The sequence below is a fragment of the Aeoliella straminimaris genome (genome assembly GCF_024054565.1).
In the GTDB taxonomy this organism is placed as follows: domain Bacteria; phylum Planctomycetota; class Planctomycetia; order Pirellulales; family Lacipirellulaceae; genus Aeoliella; species Aeoliella straminimaris.
Map to the genome: position 1 here is coordinate 254,365 of NZ_JAMXLR010000061.1, position 15,326 is coordinate 269,690.

A 15,326-nucleotide genomic window follows, 5' to 3' on the forward strand; every position below is an offset into this window, starting at 1 on the left:
AAGACAGTGGACCTCGGCCCACCGATCGCGGAGGCGGGAGGAGTAGCCATGGTGCAATCCACTAGGGAACGATTTCTCGTTGGCGAATCGCTTGCACCACGGCGTCGATCGTGTTGGCGGCGCGGAGTTTCTGCCGGGCTCCCCTGACGTGCTGTTCCACGGTGCGTTCCGAGATTCCCAGCATCCGCCCCACTTCGGCTTGGGACTTGCCCGTCGCGATGAATTGCAGAACCTCGCGCTCGCGGGCCGACAATCGCACCAACTCGCCGAGACGTTTCACCTTTCCGGCGACGATCTCCTGAATGTAGTTGTTCAGGTCTTCCGGGGGCAGAGGCTTCAGCATCACAAACTGAACGACTTCTGCCCCCTGCGAAGTGATGTCCACGGCCCGTGTATCGGAGATCAAGATAGCACCGACGTCTGGAGAGATGGAGGCCACCATGTTGGACAGGCCAATGCCGTCCGTCGCACCGGGGAGCGACAACTCCGTAATCAGCACATCGATCTCTTCCTTCTCGGCCACATCGAGTGCTTCGGCGACGTCGCTGGCAACACGAATGCTATAGCCGAGGTCTCTAACAATGGCGGCCGTACTTTGCAGAACTTGAGGGTCGCTGTCGACCACCAGGACCTTCGCCGGCGCGACTGCGTGAATGCCAACGTGTACCAAGGGTACCTCGCGGTTGCTCATCGGGAAATGCATGGTGACGGTAGTACCCTTGGACCGGATGCTGCGAAGGGTCAGGTAGCCGCCACATTGGGTGACATAACCATGCACCATGCTCAGCCCCAGGCCATAGCGGTTCTCTTGCCGAAACGCGGAGTAGAAGGGTTCGATGGCACGTCGACGCACCTCACCCGGCATGCCGACACCGTTGTCAGTAACGCTAAGCTCCACCCAGGACTGGCTGCGCGGTGTTCCCGACGAGGGTTGCTCTCCATGCTCCCGGCAGGACGTACTCAGTACGACGCGACCTCGACCGGATGTTGCCTGCCTTGAATTGTCGATCAGCTGACTCACGATCAGCAGGAACTCATCTGGGTCGAGGCGGCACAATGGCAGTTCGGAGCCCAGTTGCGAGTCGAGTTCCATCTCCTCGCCCGCCAGGATGCGGAGTTCGGGAAGCACCGCATTGAGCGTCGCGTTCAGGTTCGAGTCGCGAACCTGAAGAGGCTGACGTCCCGTGAAGGCGGTCAGACTTGAAAGGATGGAGGATACACGTTTGACTTCGTTGAGTGTGTGGTTCAGACTTCCGGGGCTGCCATTCTGGGCCGCATCACTTCGCTGCAATTCCTCCAGGTTCGATTGAATGGCGGACATCGCGCTTTGGGTGACACCGCACATCCTGGAGGTGAAGGCCTCGAGCGAAGCCAGCCGCAGGCGGTCGACCTGGCGGGTGTGCGTGACATCCGTCGTCACGGCGGCGATGCGCAGGCCGCTGGAATTGGAAGGCATGCGGCTCAGACGACTGGACACGCAAATAATTCGCCCCTCGGCCGTGGCCATCCGATATTCGCAACTGGTTTGTGGTAGCGAGTGGAGGCTATCGCAAGCCGCCAGAAACATGTCGCGGTCTTCGGGAACAATCACGTCGACCCACGCATGTGGGCGTCCCAACAGCGAGACGTCTCGCCATCCGAGCAGCTCGAACGATCCTCGTGAGAGAGAGGTCAGCACCTGCGTGTTGCCATCCATCTCCCAGAGCACCGCGGCCACGGCGTTCGCCAGGCGGTTGAGGTGCTGGGTCGAGCTTTCGATGGAGTTGCCCATCCGGATTACTTCGCTGACATCGTCCAGCACAACAGCGACCTTGCGATCATCCTTCGACGGAGAGCCCTCCAGCAGGGTGACGGTCAATCGGAAGCTTCGTTCCCCCAGTTTCTGCACCATCGTGGCGCGTTCCTGGCGTTTCTCGCAGATGTCGTTGACTGTCTGCGTGAGTCCCTTGACCGGCACCGCGTCCTCCAACTTCATGAAGTACAACAGCCCTGGGTCGATTCCCGCCATGGAGACAAGCTCTTCGTTGGCAAAAAGAATGCGGCACTCGCTGTCCAGAATCGCCACGGCCGACGTGAGACGCCCAATCAGCCGCTGGGCGAACCCGCGAAGTTGAAGCAGTCGGTTCGCGCGGGCTTCCATGTAGGCATTGATCACGAATGTCGTATCCATGATCACCACTCGCAAGAGCGCATCGATGGCTGGAGCCGTTGTCGGTTTATCCGCAGGAAGTGCGCGGAGCAGGCCGCTGACCTGCCGCGCCAGCCCAGCCAGGTACCACTGTGGAGCGAGGCCAATCTGCTCGTGCACGACGCCAATCCGTATTCGGGAAGTCGCGTACAGAGAGTCGATCTGACCGCGAAGGAGCTCTTGCCAGTAGGATGCCACCTGCCCAAGCAAACGCTCCAATCGGTCACTCGAAACATGACCAGCCAGCTCGGGCGTGGATTGGATGACATCGTAGAAATCTTGGAGCACCCCAGGCATCGCCTTGGAAACGGCGGGTGCAATCGTCGGCAGCAACTCCAGCTGCGCCTTGTCCAGTCCCAGGAAACTGGCCCGTTGGTTGAACTCCTTCTCGTCCAGTTGGACCCGGGTCATACCAAAGCTCGCGTCCTCCGCCGTCGTATCCCTGCGAGATCCGCCCTGTGTGTCTCCTTCCACCAACTGAGAAGTGGCCGTTTCCTTCCGGATCGATTCCATGACGTCCACGTCTTCGCAGCGACCGTACGATTCCAACATCAAACACGCGTCGAACAGAAGTGCCTTCACAAGGGCATCCGTAATCGCGATTCCATCCTGCGGCGATCTGCCCGTCGCGAAAGCCAGCGAAGCAAACCCGCACATCAGGTGGGCGCAGGCCGCCAGGTACCACTGGGGAGCAACATGCAATTGATGATGGCGCGCGCCGATCCGCAGCCTGTTGCCTGCGTACTTCTCATCCATGGTGTCGCAGAATACGCTGCGCAGATAGTCCGTCTGCAGGGCGACGAGTTTCTTCACGCGTTCGGGATTACCCAGAATTGCGGCAAGTTCGGGTGTGGCGATGAACCGCTGGTAAAAGTCGTTCAACAGCGCCCCCGAAGCGACTTCTGCGCGTGGCCAAAACTCTTGCAGCGTGGCGCGATCTGACTGCGAGATGCCGATCAACGACAGGCGGGAGTGCATCGTTGCGGCGTCCACACGCCAGGAGTCATGAGACTCGCCTTCGACTTGCCGATCCATTCCGCCGCCTCTCCGATGTCAGATTGCTGCGCTGCTGAGTTGTTCGTTTCTACATGCTCTGCCAAGCACATGAGAAGCCCATTCTAGGCGCGCCCTGCAACAGTGTCACGGTAGCAAGTTTGTCATCCGATGCGGAACGCGCACGCAGTACGGGCTAGCCCGCATGCGGTGATTGCGCGATGCAACAGTCGTCGCGCGCACTCGAAGTACGGGACAGCCCGCATTGAAGCACCATGATCTGCGATCTACTTTTCGCGTCACAATGCCAATGCAGAAAATCGGGTTGCACATCTTGAAGCAACGACAAAAAGAAGCGAGAAGCAGTCCATTCTTGAGTGGCAATTTGTCCGATACAAGTTCAGTGGGTACGGTGGCTACCCTTCTCAATTCTCACAAGGAGTGCAACAGGTCATGGAACAATCCAATCTAGGGCAACAAGCAGCGCAGCTGGCCATGGAACAGTCGCATCCGGTGCAGCAAGGTTTGCATCGCGGAGAGAAAGCCCTACTCGAGGTAGCGGCAGGTGTAATGGTAGATAGTTTGCGCGATGGCGAAGGCCAGATCGGCCACGAGCTCCTTGACGGTCTGCCGTATGTGGATCGTTTGAGATGCCTCCACGATGCCATGATGACGTGGCTGATCCCTGAGACGGGAGAACTCGTCGATGTCGATTTCGTATCTGCAGAACTGGTCGCCGACGCCCTGTTTCAGTGGATTCAAGATGAGGTCATGGAGGAAATTGCCGCCGAAGAGACCTGTGACGACTGCCGCGAAAGAGAGTCGGGGATGACCAGCATGCGAAGTATCGTGCGGGCAGCGTTCGAGGATGCAGGTGGCCAGTTGTGGACCCGGGACGAGCAGCAACGGGCCTACAAACGTGCGATTCAAGCCCTCGCCAAACGAACGTCACAAGTCCTCATCGCCGCCACGGCCAATCGCGGACTTCCGGCTTGTGAAGATTCCAACAGCAATCGGGCGATGCCCGGCGATTGTTCGCTCGAAGCGATGCTGCTCCGCAAGTTGCTGCTGCTGACGTCGATCGAACGCTGAGGTTCCGCGCGTTGCCCGTGTTCGGCACGGGCAACGCAGTCGTCGAATCGAGCCGCTACTTCGAAGGAAAAGATCATTGACCGCGCCCGAACCAAACAACAATCCAGATGGCCACCTTCGAGCCGATGCCGAGGTGTGCACCATGCTCGCCAAGCTCATTGACTCGTCGCAAGCGGTCGATGTCGATTGGGAAGAGCCGGCGCCGGAACTGGAGAACTGGATTGAGTCTCTCGGCCGAGAGCAAGTCCTCGGCCTGTTGCTTGCCGTTCTACGACGCTGGCACGCCCTGACGGATCAGGATGCAGGTAGCGACCGACCAGACCGTCCCTGAGGCCGAAGCAGCTAAGGTACGGAAAACTGGTCGGAATGTCGTGGCCCTAGGCGTCCGACGCCAGGCCCCCGGAAACCTCATGGAGCGTAACGCAACGCGTGCCTCCCTTTGGAGCGTTGCTGTTCGTGGGTGCCCTAGCCTGGAATTGCCAAACTACGAAGAAGTTCATATGTCTCTTGCGGCTTGGGGACATTGCTCAAGACAATCCTTCTGTTGGACAACTTACCTTCGCCAGAAGACACCAGTTGCTGTGTAATCAATGCGATAGACCCTGCTTGCTTCGTCTGCTGAAGAATACCTTCCGAGAGTTGGACATCGATTACCTGGTCAAACACAACAGTCCTTTGCTGTCTTTTCAAAAAGCCCTCGTAGTACTCAAGCTTATTTTCGAAGATTCGATAAACCGTTTTTCGCGGCTCCATAAAGCACTTCAAGTACATTAAAAACATTATCGCGACAAACGACAAAACATACACAATCAAGCCGAAGTAAATGACCGGATCAAAGGATTGGATGATCATATTACTGATCACAAAAGCGAACATGCCAGGGAACAAGGACAGGAACGCAGCAGCCAAAGGGCCAAACAGGTAGTACTGTGCTGGAACTACAACCGGTCGGATTTCTTGAATAGGTGGGTCGTTGTTCATGGAACTATCCATGCATGGCTGGTGAACTTGTCATAGAAGCGTAAGCTTCCTGGATAAGGCGGCCTGGCCAGGAACAACCTGGTGTCGAACTGCAACTCTACTCAGTATAGGCAATCAGCAACGAGGTGAAACTCCGCACCTGCGCTTCCGCGACTATCGGTGCCGTTGGTGGAATACGCGTCCTGCACCTGGCGGGAGGGCCAACTCCGTGCGAAAAGCACCAATGGCACGTCGTTTTTTCTGACGCTTGGGGTGATGTCGAGTTCGGATTCGTTTTTTGACTTGAAGAGTAACTCGTGGAGTTTGAATCGTCGCTTCCATCTCGTGGCTCGAATCGACCAGGTCGGTTAGCGCGGCGTTGATTCGCGAGGCAAAGGTCCCCGCCCGTTGGGCCTTGAGAGATTCGTGATACCAGACAACTTTGCCCCCCACAAAGTGGAAAGGTTGGGCGACCTGAGTGCGACCCATCGGACCGGATCGACGGGGCCCCACGCGTCTCCCGCCACGGCCGGATCCGTGGCGATCTGTGGCTCCATATCTTTCCGCGGCCCGCGACCTGCGGCCTTGGATTCTTCTGGTTCCGGGGAATAAACCCCACCCGGTGGCCGAAAATATGCTTGACCCGGCATTCTAATTCTATAGAATTGGCGGCGTCAGCCTCACCCCGCGGCACCGCGGTGTCCTAAAAAACAAGGAGCTCGCGCCATGGCTCGTCCGGCAAGCAAGCACCCCACCGATGGGGAACTCGAGATACTTCGCATCCTCTGGGCCAACGGCAGTTGCACCCTGGCCGAGGTGTGCGACGCCCTGCGCGCCAGCCGCGAGGTGGCGACCACCACCGTGGCCACGATGCTCAAAGTGATGCTCGACAAGAAACTGGTCAAACGCAAGGCGTCCACCGGCAGGGGATATCAGTGGTCGGCCGCCGCCACGCAGGAGAAGACTGCCGGCGGCATGGTCGGTAAGCTGGTGGATGGGGTGTTCGATGGATCGGCCAGTCGACTGGTCGCCCATCTTGTCGAAACCGAACGGCTCACGGCCAAAGATCTGGCGGAACTCGAGAAACTAGTCGACGCCAAGCGGCGCGAAGCCAACGGCGCTAAACGAGGGGGCAAATCATGAGCGCCTACTACTGGCAACTCAGCGGCTGGACCATGCTCCACTTTCTGTGGATCGGATCATTCATCGCGCTGTTGTTCGCAGTCGTGCGACTGGCGCTGCGACGAACCTCGGCGAACGTGCGCTACGCGGCCACCTTGGTTGGCTTCGTGCTACTGGCCGCTTCGCCGCTGGCGATCGGCAGTTGGCTGCATGCCCATGGCGAGTTTATCAATCCAACGACCCCGGCAACTTTCGCCGCAGCTTCGGAGCCCGTAGGGGAGCCGGCGCCGATGGCGAGCGTTTCGCCGCCGCCATCCGACTCGGTCACCACGCCGCAACCGGCCGTCGAGGTGATCGACTTGAAGCACAATCCGATCGTGCTGCCGACCGAGAATGCTGCCGAACGGGAGCCAGCGCCCGTCGCGCCCGCTGCCGAGGCGAGTTTCGAGCCGGTCGCCGAACCCGAACCGTTTGCCGCCTGGGATCCGCTCGTCCTGCTGCAACTGGCGACTCACTACCTTCCCTGGCTGTGGCTGGTCGGCACGCCGGTTACGTTTCTGCTGTTGGCGACCGGGCTTGTGGGCAGCGAGCGGTTGCGGCGGCAAGCCACCCTGCTGACCGAGGGTCCCGTGTGCGACGCCGCTGCGCGGCTTCGCCAGTCGCTCGGCATCGCCCGGCAAGTGAGCGTGGCGGTGAGCGATCGGGTGGTTCAACCGGTGCTGCTGGGCATCGTGCGTCCGCTGGTGCTGCTGCCTTCGGCGGCGGTGACCGGTTGGTCGCCGGCAGAGATCGAGATGGCCCTGGTGCATGAGTTGGCTCACGTCCGCGGGTGGGACAACCTGGTGAACTTCGTGCAGCGAGTGGTCGAAGCCCTGCTGTTCTTTCACCCCGCGGTATGGCTGATGAGCCGCTGGCTGCGCGAGGGCCGCGAACAACGCTGCGACGCCGTGGTGGTGTCCGAGTGCGGCGACCGCGAGGGCTACGCCGAGCTGTTGATTGCTGTCGCGCGGACAACTTCCGACCGTCGACCTCCGTCGATGGCTGTGGCGATGGCCCAACATCCCCTAGCGCGGCGGGTACGTCTCATCCTGCAATTGGAGGACGATCCGATGCTGGTCTCGAAGCGAACTGTGCTACTGGTAGCCGCACTGTTCATCACCATCACCGCGGCGGCGTTCTGGACGAACACCTCGGCCGACGAACCCCAAGGCGAGGCGGAAGCGGCATCTACCGCAACGGAGGAAGCTGTAGACGATGTAACCACGGAGGACACGGAGGACTCTGAGGATAGCGACGACAATCGCGCCGATGTCGAGTTCGGCTTGTCTCCTGACGCAGAAGTGATTCGGCAACTGCAGAAGTTCAAGGCGGAGGGCCGGAACTTCAGGCTTGGCACCATGGAGGGCAAGTTCACGTTATTTGCTTCCGGACACTCGCAGGTCAATCCGCCGGTGGAGCTAACGGAAAGCGAGGCGGAATCGCTGCTGTGGAAACTCGTGTTTGCTGACAAGAGGAGCAATCCGATCGAGAAACAGAGCTATGATGTCACGGCAGATTTCGGCCGCAACAGCGATCATCCGCTAAGCGCCATTCTCGATGCACTCCGGAAAGACCCGTTTGGCCCCAAGGTCGACTTCGGTTGGCGATGGGTGGACGACAACAGAATAGAGCTTGAGGCTCCACGGCATGCCCATTGGCTATTGCGACCTTTGCTTGAGAGCTACTCGGGGCTAAATGCTTCCACTGGCCCTGGGGAGGAGCGAACCACGGAGGACACAGAGAGCGCGGAGGATTCCACCGAGATCGACACCACGATCAATGGCACTAGCAAGACCTACCACTTCAAGGCCGAGACTCCGTACGCCGAGGTGCTCAAGGTAATCGCAGCACACGAAAAGGCCGGGCACCAGGTGAAAATCAAGCGGGACGGTGACGAAGCGGAAGTGATCGTCACGCCGAATGGTGCTGCCGCACCGGATGCAAGAACCGCGACCGACGACGCCGAGTGGCCGGTGAAGTTCGACGTCAACATGTCGCCCATGGTGATGCAAGCCCAGGCGATAGAACTGGCCAAGCGAGGCAAAGACTTCAAGTCCAGTCGCACCGTCGACAACTATATGCAGATTCACTACGAAGGATTGTCGCTGATGTGCAAGAGTGCCGACATCTACCCCGATCGCATCGTCGCCCGTGACGGCACTGAGGTGGTGGAGCTAACGGTTGACAAACGCCAAGACGTTGACCTCCCCTTCCTGCCGCTCGAAGATCAACGAGTCGCGGACCTGGCGTACAGAATGCTCAGTGTCGAGATCGCCCGGTTGGACGACCAGCAGCTCGAGGCGGTAAAGAAAAACGGCTTTGCCGGGGGCGTGCGTGTCGACCAGGTGGTGGCATCGACGTATGGATCGGTTGGTCAAGCTGGCGACATCCTGGTCGGCCTGCACGTCTGGCCCACCGCGAGCTTCGAGCAACTGGGCGAAGTGCTCCGCCGCGACGACCTCGATCAATTCAATCCGCTGAAGTACTACATGCTGCGCAAGCAGGTGGATCCCGAGTGGGAACGAGAACAGTTGCACCAGCAGCGGGTGAGACAAACTGAACGAGAACAACAGCGAGTGCGCGAAGGGAGAAGTCCGTTCGAGGCCGTCGATCCAGACGAGGCAGGTGCAGAAGAGCAGCCGGCTCCCCAACCCCGCTACGTCTGGAAACTGCAAACCGGGCGGGTCCACTTCAATCCCTCTGCCTGGGAGGAAGAGCAGAACCGGCTGAAAAGAACTGCCAACAACGAGGAAGGCGGCCGGGTGTTCACCCAAGTCGCTCCCGGCGTGGCGGTGCCGATCGACATGTCGGAAGAAGACAAGCGGAAGGTCATTGAATCGCGCCAACCCAAGCTGCTGTACGACGGCCGCACGTTCGACGACTGGCGTGATTCGTTCGAGACCGAACTGAAAGTCGAGAACCGAACCGAGGCCATCAAGGCTTTACGAGCCTTCGGGCGGGCCGGGTATGGCAAGGAGGCAACCGAGGCGATTCTGGACGTGGCGGAAGAATACAACTTCCTGCTCATCGAAGAAACGCCGGAAGGTAAGCTGAGACAAGCCATCATCGAGGCGTTTACTGGTATCCACGGCAGTGCGGGGCTTCCTACCGAAATCGCGCTTTCGCTGCTCATAAACCGCTATGAAGAGGATCCCAGCAAATCACCCTATCTGCTGTACTGGGCCTTAGGTGGCACGAAGTCCACCAACGAGCCCCTGCGAGAACAAGTCGCAAAGCTCGTCGATTCGACGGATACTGAAGTCGCGCGCACGGCACTCGGGTTTCTCGTGCGATCCGACCCCGAATTCGAGTCGCCTGTTACTCGTGAAGCGATGCGAAAGCACCTTACCTCGGATCATGCGGAGTACATTACTAGCGCGATTTATGCATTGGTTGCCTCGATGCGTTCAGTTCACACAGGCAGTGATAACACAGTTGTCGCAGAATACGCTTTGCGGGACCTTCCTGCAGTACTGCCCAGCCTGCTCTTCCACGACGATCTCCGAGTGCGGCAGTATGCACGCTGGGCGCTGAGCAAGGCGAGCCAAGAGCAGCTTGGCGAGCTACCGAGTATTCTGATGACGATCGTGGAACAACCCGCACTTGCGGCCAGCTATCAGGGAGTGCAGGTGGTAGACGCTACCAGCGACGCAGGAACTCAAAAGTCACGCAAGTTGAACGCACTCCGCAGCCTGAGGGCAATTGGAGCGGAAGCCAAACCGATGACCGAACGGCTGCTGGACCTCTTCGATGGCGATGACGACGACGCCAAAACGCTGGCAGAGGACGTCCTGCACAGCATCTACCGAAGACCGGACCCTTTTGGAGGCCCCGCGACACAGATTCCTGACGACATCATAAATCGCGTGGAGGAGTCGCTCGGTGGTGAAACGCTGGATACGACCATCGATCATCAGAAGGAACGGCAGGAACTGTTTCCCCCCGGTGTCGAAGCAGGGGCAGGTGGCTTGGGAGGCGGCGGTGGCTTCGGTGGCGGTTTCGGTGGTGGAGACGGCGATGTCGGCGGCGGCGGAGCCTTCTAGGCTTTCACACTCGATACACAACAGCCGCGGAGCTACGCCTCCCTCGGAAACAATCCAGGCGCTGACGCGTCGCCCCAGCTCGCGGTACAATCCACCGCATGACGCTGGTGATTGGAGTCGACGAAGCGGGGTACGGGCCGAATTTGGGGCCGCTGTGCATTGGTCTGTCGGCGTGGGAGGTGAGGAGCGAGGAGCGAGGGGCTCGGGGCGAGGGACTTAGTTTGTTTCAACTGCTCAAGCCGGTCGTTTGCTCGAAAGCGTCAAAAGGTCGGCTGGCGGTGGCCGACTCAAAGTTGCTCTACAAGCCGGGTGGAGGTCTCGAGGCGCTCGAGCTCGGCGTGCTGGGGATGCTCGCGCTGCTCGATGGTCCAGAGGCCCAGTGCTGGGAGACGCTCGTCGATGGACTCGACGCCGATCCGGCCGGCGCGCGGCACGAAGTGCCCTGGCACAACAAGAAGCTCAACACTGCCCTGCCCTGCGATGCTTCGGTCGAACGCTTGGACACGGCCCGCTCGATGCTCCGCAGCAACCTGCCCGACAAGGTGGCGCTACGGGCGATGAAGGCGCGGCTGGTATACCCCGCCGAGTTCAACACCGAGTCGCGCCGCCACGGCAGCAAAGGCCGCGCGCTCTCCGGCTGGACCCTCGACCTGGTAGCCCGCACGCTCGATGAACTAACCTCGTCGTCCCTCGCCCCTCGATCCTCGCCCCTGGTTCATGTCACCTGCGACAAACATGGCGGCCGCAACCATTACGGCGGGCTGCTCTCGGAGTACTTCCCCGGCTACATGCTCCGAGTGATCGTCGAAAGCCGGCCGCGGAGCGCATACCTGCTGCAGCGCGACGGTTCTGAGATCCGCATCGAGTTCCGCAGCAAGGGCGAGTCGCAACTCGAAGCGGCCCTGGCGTCGATGACCGCCAAATACTTGCGCGAACTGGCGATGCACGCCTTTAACGGCTACTGGCAATCGCACCAGCCCGACCTGAAGCCAACGGCCGGCTACCCGATGGACGCCAAGCGGTTCAAAGCGGACATCGCAGACAAACAACGAGAGTTGTCGATCGATGATGACATCCTGTGGCGGGAACGGTAGCGGGGCTAACCACAAAGGCACAAAGGGCACTAAGATAAATGGAACCACGACGACACAACGAGCACGACGTACTCGCAACGTGAAAGAGTCACGACCTAGCAGGTCAAGTTGGAAAGTCGTATTCCAGGCATTCCCACCAAATCTCAAACCTCGGTCGAAAGACGGGCATTCATGAGAGTTCGTAGTGGCCGTCGTGTCGTTGTGGTAAATAGTCTAGAGACAACCTCTTTGAGAACTTCGCGTTTTAGTAGCAAATACAAAATATGTATCTCTATTTAGCACGGCATGCCTGGGCGGGGCATTATGGCGATCCGGAATGGCCGGACGACAGCGAGCGGCCGCTCACCATCGAGGGAGTCGAGCGGTACCGGCACGTACTCCGCAAACTTTCCCGCGGCGGGATGCGCCTCGAGGCCATCGCCACGAGTCCCTACGTCCGCTGCGAGCAAACGGCTGAGTTGATTGCCGAAGCATGTGGCGGGCATATCACGACGCTCGACTCGCTGGCGATTGGGGCCGAGCTCGATGAGTTGGTCGAGTGGACCAACCACCACGCGGCCGAACAAGTCTGCTGGGTGGGCCACAACCCCGATATGCCCCACCTGGCCGCCGCACTGCTGGGCGGCGACAACAGCGCGATCCGCTTCGCCAAAGGCGCGGTGGCCGCCATCAGGTTCTACGACCAGGTTGAACTCGGCACCGGCGAGCTCTACTGGCTGGCAACGGCGAAGTTGCTGGGGGTCTAGGTAACCACGGAGAGCATAGAGAGCACGAATTTTTGGAACACCAAACTGATTCTTTCGTTCCGTGAACTCTGTGTCCGCTGTGGTTAGTCACTTCTTTGCAGCTGACTCCCCTTTCGGCCACGCCCTGTACGACGCTTCCACCAGCCAGTTTTTGCCGTCGGACATGCGGTCCTGGTGTAGGGCCCAGAAGAAAACGCCGCGGAACTGTTGGCCGCGGGCCCAGACCGTTTTGCGATAGATCGAGTTACGGTCGTCGTAGGCGATCAACAAACTGGTGTCGGCAGGCGACATCATCCAGGGGGCTTTTACCTCGTCGTCCCACTCGGCCTTCCAGTCTTTCTTCAGCAACTGGCGGATCTGCACGTAGGACAGCACCTGATGGTCGGCTCGCTGTGCGCGGTCGAGAGGTGCGTATTTCTGGCTGGCTGGAAAGCCGCGTCCATAGAACGGCAGCCCCAACACCAGCTTGTCGGCCGGCACGCCGCGTTCGCGCTGCCAGTACTCCATGGCCGAGGTCACCGAGCGCCAGGTGCGGCCGGGATCGTTCTGCGAAGGCATGAGCGGCGAGTTGTGCGCCACCACGCGGTCCCATGGCCCGGAGAAGTCGTACGTCATCACGTTCAACCAATCGAGGTCACCAAGCACCGCGTCGACATCGATGAACTTGCCAAAGTACTCGGTGGCACTTACCGCGGCGGTTAGAATATAGGGTTCGCTGCGGCCGCTGGCTTTGGCCGTTTGGTCAAGCTTCGTGCGGAACGCCTTGACCAGCGCGACGAACTGCCTGGTCTCCGCAGCGGTGCGGGGGTGCTCCCAATCGATGTCGACACCATCGTAGTGGTTGTCGACCACCAGCTTTACCACTTCGTCCACGTACTTGGTCATGCGATCGTTGTCGGCCGTGATGGACTTCATGGCCGCCGTGGTGTTGCCGCCGCCGAGGCTGAGCAGCACTTTCACCTGGTGTTGGTGGGCCGCGTCGGTCAGCTCGCGATTGGGGACCTCCTTGCCGGTAACTGGCTGACCCTGCTCGTCGGTGGTGAGAAAGGCGTGCGAGATATGCGTCAGACGGGCGAAGGGAATGTCCGCCACCGGCAGATCACCGAACGTGGCGTAGTAGCCCATCATCACTCGGTCGTCCGCAGACGCGGGGCGCGCACCAACTAGCACCATCGCACCAATCGCCACAATCGCCAAGGTTTTCCAATTGCCGTGCACGCGCAACTCCTCCCATTTCACCTGAACTCGGCTGTCCTATTGTGTCTTACGGTTTTTCACCGTGCCACCAGCTACCCGGCATCCGATGGAAAAAGAGGCCCTTTGGTGCGTCTGCAACAGGCCTGATTGAAGCATTCCTCAGTTTCCGAGTTCGAGTTCGATGGCAAAACAAGCGGCATACGATGCGGTGGTGATTGGTGGTGGGCACAATGGGCTGATTTGCGCCGCCTACCTGGCCAAGGCAGGCAAAAAGGTGGCCGTCGTGGAACGCCGCGGTGTGCTGGGGGGCTGCGCCACGACCGAGGAACTGTGGCCCGGTTACAAAGTCTCCACCGCCGCCTACGTGGTGAGCCTGCTGCTGCCCGAGATCATTCAGGACCTGAAGCTCCGCGCCCACGGCCTGGAGATCCTACCGCGGACCCCCTCGTCGTTCACGCCGCTGCCGGATGGTCGCAGCCTGCTGATGGGCCCCGAACCGGGACTCAACCACCGCGAGATCTCCAAGTTCAGCGCCGCCGACGCCGAGGCCTTCCCGCGTTACGAGGCACTGTTGGAACGCGTGGCGAGCGTGCTCGAGCCGGTGCTCAGCCAAACCGCACCCGATCCGCTGCCGCTGCCGAACGAATGGCGCAAGGCGAGCTTCACCAAGAAGATGCGCGACACCAAGAAAATGTGGTCGCTGTACCAGGCGATGGCCGCGCTGGGCGAAGACCTGCCGGCCGCCGTGGAGATACTCACCGGCGCCGCGCGGCCGATTCTCGATCGCTGGTTCGAGTCCGACGCGCTCAAGGCCACGCTGGCAACCGACGCCATCATTGGCGCGTTCCTCTCCATCAGCTCGCCCGGCAGCGCGTACGTGCTGCTGCATCACGTGATGGGCGAGGCGGGCGGCGCCCGTGGCGTGTGGGGCTACATCCGCGGCGGCATGGGCGCGCTGAGCGACGCCGTGGCCCGCTCGGCCACCGAGATGGGGGTCGAGATCTTGCGCGAAACGGCCGTCAGCGAGATTCACACCGAAGGTGGCAAGGTGACTGGCGTCACGCTGTCCGATGGTTCGCAGCTCGACTCGCCGGTGGTCGCCTCGAGTGTGGACGCCAACCTCACGTACCTCAAGCTGCTCGACTCCAGCGTGCTGCCCGAGAACTTCCGCCAGGCCATCGAGAACATCGACTATGCGTCGGCCTCGATGAAGATCAACCTGGCCCTGGCCGAGCCGCCCAACTTCACCGCGCTGCCGTCGACGGGCATCGCCCCGCATCACCATGGCACGATGCACATCGGGCCGTCGCTGGAGTACATCGAGCGGGCGTACGACGACGCCAAGTACGGCCGGCCGAGCGAGTCGCCGGTGATCGAGATGACCATGGCCTCGAGCGTCGACGACACGATCGCCCCGCCCGGCAAACACATCCTGTCGTGCTTCGTGCAGTTTGCGCCGTACCACCTGTCGAATCTTCCACTGGCGGGCGAGGGAACCGGGTCGAGCGTCGGCGTGGGCGTGACCTGGGACGACATCAAGGAGCAGTTCGCCGACCGCTGCGTCCAGGTGATCGGCGAGTACGCCCCCAACGTGCCCGACGTGATTGAGCACCGGCAGGTGCTGAGCCCGGTGGACCTCGAGCGGGTGTACGGCATCACCGGCGGCAACATCATGCAGGGAGCGATGAACGCCAACCAACTGTTCTGCTTCCGCCCCATCGCCGGCTGGGCCGACCACCACTCGCCGATCGAAGGCTTGTATCTATGCGGCGCCGCCAGCCACCCGGGCGGCGGCGTGATGGGGGCGTGTGGGAAGAACGCTGCAGGGGAGATTTTGAGGGATTGGCGGTAG

10 protein-coding genes are annotated in these 15,326 nt (G+C 60.5%); 7 read left to right on the top strand and 3 right to left on the bottom strand.

The features are described 5' to 3' along the window. Window positions 1–61 precede the first annotated feature (61 nt). Window positions 62–3,223, bottom strand: coding sequence for a protoglobin domain-containing protein (locus tag NG895_RS18200; protein ID WP_252853944.1), 3,162 nt, complete (start codon window positions 3,221–3,223; stop codon window positions 62–64). A gap of 411 nt (window positions 3,224–3,634) precedes the next feature. Here NG895_RS18200 and NG895_RS18205 point away from each other — a divergent pair, with 411 nt between their 5' ends. Both NG895_RS18205 and NG895_RS18210 read left to right on the top strand, forming a co-directional pair. Continuing rightward, window positions 3,635–4,273 carry a hypothetical protein gene (locus tag NG895_RS18205; protein ID WP_252853945.1) on the top strand — a complete coding sequence of 213 codons (639 nt, stop codon included), beginning with the start codon at window positions 3,635–3,637 and terminating at the stop codon, window positions 4,271–4,273. A gap of 76 nt (window positions 4,274–4,349) precedes the next feature. Beyond that, entirely contained in the window at window positions 4,350–4,604 is a 255-nt protein-coding gene (locus tag NG895_RS18210; RefSeq protein WP_252853946.1) for a hypothetical protein, read from the top strand. Between the two features lie 134 nt (window positions 4,605–4,738). On the opposite strand, the gene NG895_RS18215 is transcribed toward NG895_RS18210, so the two are convergent. Next, window positions 4,739–5,254: a PH domain-containing protein gene (locus tag NG895_RS18215; RefSeq protein WP_252853947.1), complete on the bottom strand. Its 516-nt coding sequence runs from the start codon at window positions 5,252–5,254 to the stop codon at window positions 4,739–4,741. A gap of 705 nt (window positions 5,255–5,959) precedes the next feature. Here NG895_RS18215 and NG895_RS18220 point away from each other — a divergent pair. The 4 genes from NG895_RS18220 to NG895_RS18235 all read left to right on the top strand — a co-directional run bounded on the left by NG895_RS18220 (window position 5,960) and on the right by NG895_RS18235 (window position 12,277). Beyond that, window positions 5,960–6,376 carry a BlaI/MecI/CopY family transcriptional regulator gene (locus NG895_RS18220; protein WP_252853948.1) on the top strand — a complete coding sequence of 139 codons (417 nt, stop codon included), beginning with the start codon at window positions 5,960–5,962 and terminating at the stop codon, window positions 6,374–6,376. Beyond that, the gene (locus tag NG895_RS18225; RefSeq protein WP_252853949.1) at window positions 6,373–10,437 is read left to right on the top strand and encodes a M56 family metallopeptidase; all 4,065 of its coding nucleotides are present in this window, start codon (window positions 6,373–6,375) and stop codon (window positions 10,435–10,437) included. Before NG895_RS18220 ends, NG895_RS18225 begins: the two co-directional genes overlap by 4 nt. Window positions 10,438–10,535: 98 nt before the next feature. Continuing rightward, on the top strand, window positions 10,536–11,531 hold the full coding sequence (locus NG895_RS18230) for a hypothetical protein (protein ID WP_252853950.1): 996 nt from the start codon (window positions 10,536–10,538) through the stop codon (window positions 11,529–11,531). Window positions 11,532–11,794: 263 nt separating this feature from the next. After that, window positions 11,795–12,277 carry a SixA phosphatase family protein gene (locus NG895_RS18235; RefSeq protein WP_252853951.1) on the top strand — a complete coding sequence of 161 codons (483 nt, stop codon included), beginning with the start codon at window positions 11,795–11,797 and terminating at the stop codon, window positions 12,275–12,277. Window positions 12,278–12,364: 87 nt separating this feature from the next. Here the strand turns inward: NG895_RS18235 and NG895_RS18240 are convergent, their stop codons facing one another. Continuing rightward, a complete protein-coding gene (locus tag NG895_RS18240; protein ID WP_252853952.1) occupies window positions 12,365–13,495 on the bottom strand; it encodes a glycoside hydrolase family 18 protein in 1,131 nt (376 codons plus the stop codon). A 160-nt stretch (window positions 13,496–13,655) separates the two neighbouring features. Between NG895_RS18240 and NG895_RS18245 the strand changes: the two genes are divergently transcribed. Next, entirely contained in the window at window positions 13,656–15,326 is a 1,671-nt protein-coding gene (locus tag NG895_RS18245) for a phytoene desaturase family protein (RefSeq protein WP_252853953.1), read from the top strand.

Bases quoted from the DNA above. Each gene is read 5' to 3' on its own strand.
- NG895_RS18200 (WP_252853944.1), bottom strand. From the start codon at position 3,223: ATGGATCGGCAAGTCGAAGGCGAGTCTCATGACTCCTGGCGTGTGGAC.
- NG895_RS18205 (WP_252853945.1), top strand. From the start codon at position 3,635: ATGGAACAATCCAATCTAGGGCAACAAGCAGCGCAGCTGGCCATGGAA.
- NG895_RS18230 (WP_252853950.1), top strand. From the start codon at position 10,536: ATGACGCTGGTGATTGGAGTCGACGAAGCGGGGTACGGGCCGAATTTG.
- NG895_RS18235 (WP_252853951.1), top strand. From the start codon at position 11,795: ATGTATCTCTATTTAGCACGGCATGCCTGGGCGGGGCATTATGGCGAT.
- NG895_RS18225 (WP_252853949.1), top strand. From the start codon at position 6,373: ATGAGCGCCTACTACTGGCAACTCAGCGGCTGGACCATGCTCCACTTT.
- NG895_RS18220 (WP_252853948.1), top strand. From the start codon at position 5,960: ATGGCTCGTCCGGCAAGCAAGCACCCCACCGATGGGGAACTCGAGATA.
- NG895_RS18245 (WP_252853953.1), top strand. From the start codon at position 13,656: ATGGCAAAACAAGCGGCATACGATGCGGTGGTGATTGGTGGTGGGCAC.
- NG895_RS18215 (WP_252853947.1), bottom strand. From the start codon at position 5,254: ATGAACAACGACCCACCTATTCAAGAAATCCGACCGGTTGTAGTTCCA.